Source organism: Synechococcus sp. ATX 2A4 (assembly GCF_024346375.1).
Taxonomy (GTDB): domain Bacteria; phylum Cyanobacteriota; class Cyanobacteriia; order PCC-6307; family Cyanobiaceae; genus MW101C3.
Genome location: NZ_JAGQCV010000006.1, coordinates 183,767 through 192,619 on the forward strand (window position 1 = coordinate 183,767; position 8,853 = coordinate 192,619).

The following is an 8,853-nucleotide window of genomic DNA, read 5'->3' on the forward strand; positions in this document are numbered from 1 at the left end:
GGGGTGCTGCCGATGCTGGCAGGACCGAGCGGGCAACCGCTCAGGACGCTCACCGGCCTGCCTCAGGCCGCCGGGGCCTGCAGCGTTTCCTCCCAGCCGGCGCAGCGCTGCTGATCGAGATGGCCGATGTGCAGGCGCTCGCTGTAATACAGCTCCTGGAACTGCAGGGCATCGCGGTTCAGTTCAAGGAACAGCGCCTCGATCCGGCTTTCCATGTCGAGCAAGGCCGGCACAGGGGCCCCGCTGGCGGATTGCGGTGGGGCCGGCGCAGCGCTGCTGGCCGCTGGCGCTCCGTTGCTGCTGCCGTTTTCTTCGGCCAGCAGCCGGGCGATGCAGCGCTCCAGCGTTTCCAGGTTCTGGCCGCGCCAGGAATCGAGCAGGTGGCGGCAGCGCTTCAGGCTGCGTTGACGCTCCAGCACCGCCGTGGTGCCGCGCAGCTGCAGCAGGGGCTGGGCCAGCACCATGCGTTGCAGCTCGCTGGGCTCCAGCAGGGGGGTGAGCCGGTTGAGCAGGTCGCTCTGCTCCATCAGCAGCTGGTCGGCCAGCAGGCGGGGCAGATCCAGATCCCCCAGATCCTCGCCAGGATCGCTGCCCCGGTTCACCGCCTCCAGCCGGCCGGCACCGAGGTTGTCTTCCTCCAGCTGGCTGATCGCCGCCCACAGCAGCCGGTGGTGCTGCAGGGCGAAATCATCCAGTTCCCGCAGCCGCAGTTCGCGCCGGATCGCGCCGCGGTAGGGGGGCGCATGCAGGTAGAGGCGCAGCAACTCCGCCTCCGCCCGCTCACGCAGGCCGATCTCGCCGGGTTTTTCCCAGCGGCTGGCGCGGCCGTGCCAGCGCTCGCCCTTCACCTGCAGGCGCAGGTCTTCCTCCAGCTTCTGGGCCAGGCGCGCCTGGCCGCCGGAGAGGCGCTCGGCCACCTGCTGCAGGTAATGGCTGCGCACGGCGCTCTGCGGCAGTTTGCCCAGCAGGGCCACCAGGGCCGACACCGCCTGCTGGAACTGATCGGAGCGGGCCAGGTCCTTGCCTTCCAGCGCCTGCTCGATCTGCCAGTCGAGCCAGAGCGGCGCCTGCTCCAGCAGGGCGCGGTACTCGCCGGCGCCGTGCTCCTTGAGGAAGTCGTCGGGGTCCTTGCCGGCGGGCAGGTGCAGCACCCGCAGCTCCACCTGCCCCTGCAGCGCCAGCTGCTCCACCTCGCCGATCGCCCGCTGCGCCGCCCGTACGCCGGCGCCGTCGGTGTCGAAGTTGAGCACGAGGCGGCGGCTGTCGCAGCAGCGGCACAGCTGGGTGATCTGCTGGCTGCTGAGCGCCGTGCCGAGGGACGCCACCGCATTGGTGATGCCGGCGGCGTGCAGGGCGATCACGTCGAAGTAGCCCTCCACCACCACCGCCTGGTCGTCCTTGCGGATCGCGTTGGTGGCGCGGTCGAGGCCGAACAGGTGCTTGCCCTTCTCGAACACCTCCGTTTCCGGTGAGTTGAGGTATTTGGGTTCGCCGCCATCGAGGCTGCGGCCGCCGAAGCCGATCACCCGCCCCTGGCGGTCGCGGATCGGCACCATCACCCGGTGGCGGAAGCGGTCGTAGAAGCCGTCGCCCCCTTTGCGTGGCACCACCAGACCGGCGGCCTCCAGCAGCTCGGGCGCCAGCCCCTCCACCTGCTGCAGGTGCTTCAGCAGCCCATCCCATGCCTCGGGCGCATAGCCGAGTTCAAAGCCCTCCAGCGTGGTTTCGCTCAGGCCCCGCTGCTGCTTGAGGTAGGCCAGGGCGGCGGCACCGGCGGGGCTGCGCAGCTGGCTGCGGAACCAGCCGGAGGCCAGCGCCAACGCCCGCAGCAGCGCTTCGCGGCGCGAGAGCTGCTGGCGCAGCCGCTCCTGCTGGGGCCCCTCCACCGTTTCCACCGGCAGCTGGTATTTGCGCGCCAGCTCCAGCACCACATCGCTGAAGCTGGTGCGCTGCAGCTCCATCAGGAACTTGATCGCGTTGCCGCCGGCCCCGCAGGAGAAGCAGTAATAGAACTGCTTGGCGGGGGACACCGTCATCGACGGCGATTTGTCGTCGTGGAAGGGGCAGAGGCCCACGAACTCGCGGCCCTTCTTCTTGAGCACCACGTGCTCGCCCACCACATCCACGATGTCGGCGCGTTCCTTCACGGCCTCGATCGTGCGGGGGTGAAGGCGGGCCTGGGGTGCCGTTGGACTCAAGGAAAGGCGCTACCGGTAGGGGCTGAATCGCTCCCATTCTGCCCGAGGCCACCAGTGGTGGGGAGCTGCCGTTGCCACCATCCGCCGATCCCCGCCGGCCGCCTGGTGCCTAGCGTCGGCGATTGTGGCGTCGAGCCTGCTCGGCTGGCATCCGGCATGGACATGCTGCTCAGCGCCCTGGCCTTCAGCCTGATGGGGGTGTGCGTCAAGGCGCTGGACGGGCGGTTGCCGGTGGCGCAGGTGGTGCTGGCCCGTTCGGTGGTGAGCCTGCTGATCAGCTGGTGGCTGCTGCGGCGGGCGGGCGTGTCGCCCTGGGGGCAGCGCAAGGGGTTGCTGGTGAGCCGCGGCGTGCTCGGCACCGCCGGCCTCTACTGCGTGTTTCTGGCCATCGCCGGCCTGCCCCTGGCGGTGGCCACGGTGCTGCAATACCTCCATCCCACGTTCACGGCCCTGCTGGCCTGGCCCCTGCTGGGCGAACGGCCCGGCGCGCGGATCTGGCTGGCGGTGGCGCTCGGCTGGCTGGGGGTGCTGCTGCTCACCGATCCCGGCGCCCTGGCGGCCGGCGCGGCCCTGCCCACCCTGCCGCTGCTGTTCGCCCTGGCCGGCGCGCTGCTGTCGGCGTTGGCGTACGTGAGTGTGCGCGCCCTGCGCCGCAGCGAACACCCCCTGGTGGTGGTGTTCTATTTCCCGCTGCTGGCGCTGCCGCTCAGCTTGCCGCTGGTGCTGCTCCATCCGGTGATGCCCACCGCGGCCGAGTGGGGCTGGCTGCTGGGGGTGGGGGTGTTCACCCAGCTGGGCCAGCTGGCCCTGACCCGCGGCCTGATGGCCATGCCGGCGGCCCGCGCCACGGCGCTCAGCTACGTACAGGTGCCGCTCGCCGCCCTCTGGGGGCTGCTGTGGTTCGGCGAAACCCTCGACCCCGACATCCTCACCGCCGCCGGCCTCGTGCTCGGTTCCACCCTCTTGAGCCTGGGGCGCTGAGGCGTGGTTGAGCCTGGGCCGCTGCTGGGTCACGCCGAACAGCGCCGAACCGATCAGCAGCAGCACCGACACATCGCCGCGTCGCCGCACCGAGAGCGTTTCGGGCTGATCAGAAGCGACGGCCTTGCCCTTCAGGAATAGGACCTGAAGCTTCAGGCCCTCGGGGTCGTGACCGCCACCGTGCCACAGCTGACTGGCACACAGGGCACCTCCGCAGAAGCGTGATTTGCAGTGCCGGGGATCCGGTCATCGCGGGAAGCGGGTGCGGCGGCGAGGGGATCACCGCCAATCCCCACCTTCAAGTTGTAGGTGCTGATTTGATTGCGGCGCGCTGGCGGGCGCATCAGATACACCCTTAACCTGCCGGGCGCATCAAGTAGACCCTCACCCTGACGTCGCCATCGCTGGGCAGGAACCCACTGAAGCTGTTGCCTGAACGGCTGCCGATGAAGAGGGGGTTGTCGGTTCCGGCCGCCATCACGTTGAAGCTGTTCTGCAGGTTGGAGCCCCTGAATTCCACCTTCAGGGTCTGACGGGCGCCGGCCCGCAGGTTCTGGTCGACGGTCTGGCGGCCCTTGAACTGCCCCTTGAGCAGGGTAAACGTGGCACCAGCGAGAAACGTGACCCTTTACCTCTCGATCGCCAAGAGGCCAACGGCGGCAATGGCGAGTGGGTGACGCACTGGAGCCTCAGGCAATCACGGATGGAAACACTGACACCACGGCGATTGGATCTGCGTAGGCCAATCGTTCTCCTTGCTGGCTCGTGATCTAAAAGGGCTAGAAAGAAAAGTATGTCTCCAATTGGGTCCAAGGCAACTATCCTTGCTTTAAAATATTCAGCCCGATCATCAATCCAGGCGAGTGCTGCATCCCAGCTGAGCTCGGCTGCGGCCGCCATGGAGAGGCCGTGTTTCCTCAGAGTGGTCGCATCTTTGCTGGGGTCAATATCGAACTGTATACCTTATCGTAGCTACGGAAAACCCGCCCGCCAACTTTGATCAAACATGCAGCTTTCAGGTAGGCCTGGCGACATCAATACGCCGTTCGTGATCATGAACGTGGATGCGCTGGGCAACACTCCACCTTCGATCCCGAGCTGCTGTGGGTGAGCACGGCGGAGTATGGCGACTTCAGCGTCGGCAATGTGCTCTGCAGCAGTATGGCGGTGATGGTGATGGCCATCAGCCCCAACTTCGAGCGCGTTGCGGCGGACATCGCCGCCGGCAGCAATAAGTCTTGGGAGCATGGCAGCTTCCACTGCTCCACCACCCAGCACTGCCGCTACCGCATCCGGCTGGTGGCCGACGTGGCGGTGATGGGCATGGAGCGGGAGCTGGGGCTCAGCCCCTCATGCTGAAGGGAGAAGATCGATGGGCTCGGCTTCTCGTTGATAGCGCCTGTAGCTCAGGCGTGCGCGGGTGGCGATCAGCAGCACCAGCGCCAGGATCACACAGCCGATCAGCATGCCTGGGCCGATGCTGCTGGCGGCTGACTCTGCCTAGAGGATGCCCTTCTCGGCCAGCACCTGCAGGTAGGTGGCCGTTCCATCCACCGAACCGTGCAGCAGGATCGACAGCAACAGGCTGGCCTGGCTGTTGTTGAACAGCCAGGTGAACACGAACGACATCGCGGTGGTGGTCAGCACAAACAGGCCGGACCCCATCAGGCCCTCACCGATGTTCCCCGCTTGGAACCACACCGGCACATAGAGAAAGAAATGCCATGCGCTCCAGAGGATGCCCAGCAGGAGCGTTCCCCCCAGGGGGCCGTAGCGGTGCTGCAGGCGGGGCAGGGCAAAACCGCGCCAGCCGGATTCCTCAAACAGAGGACCAAAGAAAAAGTGGGCTGCGTAGGCCGCTGGATAGAGCAGGAGCGCCTTCGGTGCGAGCGCTCCCAGGGCCTCCGGATGGCCGAGTGCCACCGCCACCAGCAGCTGGGTGAGGGGGATCAGCAGCACGGCAACGGCATACCAGAGCAGATTCACGCGCCACAGCACCAGGCGCTGCAACAGGCGATCCACCCCCGCCCTGCCCTGGGTCACGGCAGCCATCAGAAAGGCCGACCCGGTGACGCCGATGGCAATGCCAGGCAGAACGTAGAGGGCCGGCGCGTGGGTGGCCGGATTGAACGGCGGCAGCTGAAGCAGGAGCACGGGACTCCACAACAGCCAGGTCACCCCATAGGTGAGCAGAAAAAAGGAGGCCAGCGGATGCCGGCGCATCGTTTGCCCAAGCCTGCCAATAGGCGAAGCCTGGGAAGCAGACCCGGTCGCTTCACCCATGGCACAGCTCTTGCGCTGGGAGTTCAGGCTATCGGAAGAATCCCAGCAGGCCTGCTCTCAGCTCTCCTGAAAAAAAGGATCAGGCAGGCGGGCATCTCTCAACTTCGCGGCAGCGCCGGCGCCCGTCACGGGAAGACCCGTTGGATCGAGCAGGCCGATCTGCACCAGCACATTGGCCTGGTCCCACAGGATGTGTTCGTAGGCAACCTTGTCGTTTTCGATGCCCACAATCACCACAAACACCACGTCCACAAACCTGCCGGTGGGCTCCACGCCGGGCAGCATCCAATCGATCTTTTGGTTGTGGGTGAAGGAGATGATCAGTTCATCAACAAGCCGTTCTTCGCTGTAGGTTCGCGATACGGTTTCGAACCGTACGTCCGGCGGAAAGAACTGACCAATCAGCCGGTTGGCATAAAACGCGCGGACGCCTGCCGCACCTTGGCCGCCCACCATTGTGGGCACGTTCACCAGGTGGGGATTGGGTGCCATGGTCGCCAAGGTCTGGTCGAGATCGCCCGCCAGTTCGGCACTCATGTGCGCCTGGAAGATGGCGTCCAGCTTGGCCTGCAGGTTGGGGTGGGCCATCGGTGCTGCGTTTTCGGGTTGTGTGTTTGGGACCCAAGTTCCCCAGCAATACCTCAGCCGTGCGGATGATCGCCAGCGGAGACACGGCGGATGGGCCATCGGAAGGGCCGGAGTTGAGGATAGGCGGCGCCTGCACGGGTATGGCCCATAGCGGAAGCCAAAAGCGCAGATGGGGACCATGGAGTGCCGCAATCCAAAACGAGCTGAGCAGTCATCCCTTGCCTTCTCTGCAGCGGCTTTTCACTTCCACATGCGCTGGGCCGAACAGAATCAGGCGCCACCATGGCCTGATCGGATTAGGCCCGCCAGTAGCCTTCGCCAGCTGCTTGCTCTCAACCAGGCCCCTGTTGTTCATGGTCCAGGCCTACCCAACTGCCCCGAGCCCTGAAGGGCGTCCAGCGGCCTATCCAGATCGCTGGTGGACCCTGTCAGCCGCGGAATGCTGCAACTTCGTTGTGTACATGGACGGGTTTATCGTCACGCTCGCTCTGCCGGCGATGGCGCGGGAGTTCGGCGTTGGCCTGTCGGTTCTGAAGTGGGTGATCGTGGCCTACCGGCTCACCGTCATGGTGACCCTGCGGACGGCGGGTCGCCTGGCCGACATCTGGGGGCGGCGCCACATCGTTGTGCTCCGCATGGGTGTTCTCGTGATGACGTCCGTGCTGTGTGCCCTGGCACCCACGGTGGAGACCCTGATCGCCTTCCGCGTGTTCCAGGGCGTGGGCGGTTGACTGGTGCTGGCCAACGTGATGGCCGCGATCCTGGCCCTGGCCTTCGGGCGCCGGGAGTGGCGGCTGGAGCCATGGAGTCTGGTGCCGCAGCGCCGCTTCGGCGACGACGTGCGCACCCTGGGGGAAGCCCGGGGCCTGGAGCTGGTGGAGCGGGTCGATTCCGATGGCGCCCACTCCTACCGGCTCCAGGCCATCCGCCCCCCTGATCCACCCCTGCGGGTGATACCCACGCCAACGATCCCACCTCCCTGCGCCAGCAGCGTCGTGCGGAGATCGAGCAACTTCGCCGCCAGCTCAGCAGCTCCGGACGGCTGGGGCGCTGGGCGACCCGGCAGCTGGAGCGGGCGAAGGCCGCCCCCGCCTCTCATCCATCGAGGCAACAACAGGCTGTAAACCGCTATCCCTTCTGCGGACAGCTCCAGCTGCGGCAACAACTCGGTTCTTCTCCTCTCCAGAGCAGGCCACGCGCTGAATCTGAATCTTGCCCATCGATGCTCCGCGTGCTTGCGGCTGCAAAACCAGTCAAACAAAGCCCGCACTATTTCAGCTGCCATTCGAGCCACCCAAGAATTGCCTTGGTGGATATCGGCATTAAAACAGAGTAATCAGGGTGTACAGGAAGACAATGCCGCCGATCACCGTCATCAGGACTGGAATTTTCAACAGTGTCTCCCGAGGCATGTCGCTCACAAGATCTGCATCGATCCACCAGTGATGCCCTGTGTGCTTCATCTCGCCAAAAAGGTACACAGGATCCCCCTCTTTCCAGTGTGATTCAGTCACTGTCAAGGAACGCCTCAAGCCAAGTCGGCCCCATTGGCTTATCCGATGCTGCTCGAGAAAGGCAATCACATCTGGATTCAATGAACGGAAAAGATGCTGGCAATACTGATGGGCTGTAGGCTGAAATGCGGCCAAAGATTCAATCTCCTGCAACCATGAAGGAGAACGCTCTTCGACCCGCAATGGTTGAGAAAACGGATGGAGATGAATTGTGAAGGGTTGAATCGATCGATGATTGAGCAATGTGGTTTGATTAAACCTGCCCTTGGCTTCTTTCACAACTACTCGCCAACGCAGGCAGGCCGTGTGGGAAATCGGTGCAGTGTTCTGTGCTGCTGCTGCGTATGTGCCCACGGCATAGAACTTTGGCCTTCTTTGCGCAAGGAGCGGATGGATTGATGACTGATAAGCGTGCAATGCAAGGATACTTCTTAGACCGATGCCATAGAATAGATAGAATGAGATTGCCAGCATGAGCCAATGCAATGCCAAGCCCATCTATGCCAAAGCGATTCTGCATGATCCTAGAGAATCACAGCAGGGCCCAAGCCATGGCATAGCGCCGTCCTGTCTCCTTGAGCGGCTGGTTACTCGATGCTTTTGCGATGACACTTTTCTCAAGAGCCTACCTGGTAAGTGAATGGAGACTTCTCCCCTGAGCCTGTGCTTCTACCGCCAGCTTCTGATTCCATCTCTGCCAGCCTAATCAAGGCAGCATCAGCTAGAGATGCAGGAACATTCTCATACCGCTTGAAGAGTGAACTCACTGAGCTGATCTGCTCCTGGAGCGCCAAAGGCAATTGAACGGCCCCTTGCTCAATGAACTGCAACGCCAGAGAAGGATCAAAACCTGAGCGCTTAAGCAGGAAGTAAGCCTCCGCAACGACGACAGCCTCACAGCTCAGCAAAGGAGGCTGAAAAACCGAAACTGTTCAACAGCCCATCGATGATGGGTGTCGATGCGACTCAACAGGGCAGGCAACCCAAGGGCCTGTATCCAGCAACATTGCCATAATCAGTTTTTACCGAAGTCAGACAGGTAAGCAGGACTGGATGACAGATATACTGGTCCATCTTCACAACAACCCACCAAATCGACCAACAGATCATCTGCAGATTGGGGTGCTAAGGAAGCTCTGGGCAACAAGGCTGCAAGCGACACCTGGGCCCCCCAAATGTTTGCGGTGGCCTGTCTCGGTGCAGATCCAGTAAGAATCGGCCTGCTTTCTGCTCTTTCGAGCCATTTCCCCTGCCATTTTGGTTCGATTCTGACCCCGATGGGCACACCA

Annotated in this window: 10 protein-coding genes; 4 read left to right on the top strand and 6 right to left on the bottom strand. The window is 63.8% G+C overall.

Annotated features, from left to right (window positions below):
* Positions 1-62: 62 nt before the first annotated feature.
* On the bottom strand, positions 63-2,198 hold the full coding sequence (dnaG, locus tag KBY97_RS07835; protein ID WP_255146156.1) for a DNA primase: 2,136 nt from the start codon (positions 2,196-2,198) through the stop codon (positions 63-65).
* 162 nt (positions 2,199-2,360) lie between these two features.
* Here dnaG and KBY97_RS07840 point away from each other — a divergent pair, with 162 nt between their 5' ends.
* Positions 2,361-3,179 (top strand): DMT family transporter, encoded by an 819-nt coding sequence (locus KBY97_RS07840; RefSeq protein WP_255146197.1) that lies wholly within the window; start codon positions 2,361-2,363, stop codon positions 3,177-3,179.
* A 522-nt stretch (positions 3,180-3,701) separates the two neighbouring features.
* Here KBY97_RS07840 and KBY97_RS14815 read toward each other — a convergent pair.
* Positions 3,702-4,139, bottom strand: a complete 438-nt coding sequence (locus KBY97_RS14815) for a BrnT family toxin (protein ID WP_399217502.1) — start codon at positions 4,137-4,139, stop codon at positions 3,702-3,704.
* 147 nt (positions 4,140-4,286) lie between these two features.
* Between KBY97_RS14815 and KBY97_RS07845 the strand changes: the two genes are divergently transcribed.
* Positions 4,287-4,538: a hypothetical protein gene (locus KBY97_RS07845; protein WP_255146158.1), complete on the top strand. Its 252-nt coding sequence runs from the start codon at positions 4,287-4,289 to the stop codon at positions 4,536-4,538.
* Between the two features lie 141 nt (positions 4,539-4,679).
* Here the strand turns inward: KBY97_RS07845 and KBY97_RS07850 are convergent, their stop codons facing one another.
* On the bottom strand, positions 4,680-5,402 hold the full coding sequence (locus KBY97_RS07850; RefSeq protein WP_255146160.1) for a CPBP family intramembrane glutamic endopeptidase: 723 nt from the start codon (positions 5,400-5,402) through the stop codon (positions 4,680-4,682).
* 117 nt (positions 5,403-5,519) lie between these two features.
* Entirely contained in the window at positions 5,520-6,050 is a 531-nt protein-coding gene (locus KBY97_RS07855; protein WP_255146162.1) for a nuclear transport factor 2 family protein, read from the bottom strand.
* 353 nt (positions 6,051-6,403) lie between these two features.
* On the opposite strand from KBY97_RS07855, the gene KBY97_RS14665 reads away from it, so the two are divergent.
* A complete protein-coding gene (locus KBY97_RS14665; RefSeq protein ID WP_261356383.1) occupies positions 6,404-6,781 on the top strand; it encodes an MFS transporter in 378 nt (125 codons plus the stop codon).
* An 18-nt stretch (positions 6,782-6,799) separates the two neighbouring features.
* On the top strand, positions 6,800-7,174 hold the full coding sequence (locus tag KBY97_RS07865; RefSeq protein WP_255146163.1) for a hypothetical protein: 375 nt from the start codon (positions 6,800-6,802) through the stop codon (positions 7,172-7,174).
* A 198-nt stretch (positions 7,175-7,372) separates the two neighbouring features.
* On the opposite strand, the gene KBY97_RS07870 is transcribed toward KBY97_RS07865, so the two are convergent.
* Complete coding sequence (locus KBY97_RS07870) at positions 7,373-8,062, bottom strand: hypothetical protein (protein ID WP_255146164.1); 690 nt, start codon at positions 8,060-8,062, stop codon at positions 7,373-7,375.
* Positions 8,063-8,579: 517 nt separating this feature from the next.
* The coding region (locus KBY97_RS07875) for a hypothetical protein (RefSeq protein WP_255146166.1) at positions 8,580-8,853 on the bottom strand (274 nt) is incomplete at its 5' end.

What these genes read in the sequence shown, in the direction of transcription:
- KBY97_RS07840 (WP_255146197.1), top strand. Translation starts at nt 2,361, where the DNA reads ATGCTGCTCAGCGCCCTGGCCTTCAGCCTGATGGGGGTGTGCGTCAAG.
- KBY97_RS07850 (WP_255146160.1), bottom strand. Translation starts at nt 5,402, where the DNA reads ATGCGCCGGCATCCGCTGGCCTCCTTTTTTCTGCTCACCTATGGGGTG.
- KBY97_RS07855 (WP_255146162.1), bottom strand. Translation starts at nt 6,050, where the DNA reads ATGGCCCACCCCAACCTGCAGGCCAAGCTGGACGCCATCTTCCAGGCG.
- KBY97_RS14665 (WP_261356383.1), top strand. Translation starts at nt 6,404, where the DNA reads ATGGTCCAGGCCTACCCAACTGCCCCGAGCCCTGAAGGGCGTCCAGCG.
- KBY97_RS07865 (WP_255146163.1), top strand. Translation starts at nt 6,800, where the DNA reads ATGGCCGCGATCCTGGCCCTGGCCTTCGGGCGCCGGGAGTGGCGGCTG.
- KBY97_RS07870 (WP_255146164.1), bottom strand. Translation starts at nt 8,062, where the DNA reads ATGGGCTTGGCATTGCATTGGCTCATGCTGGCAATCTCATTCTATCTA.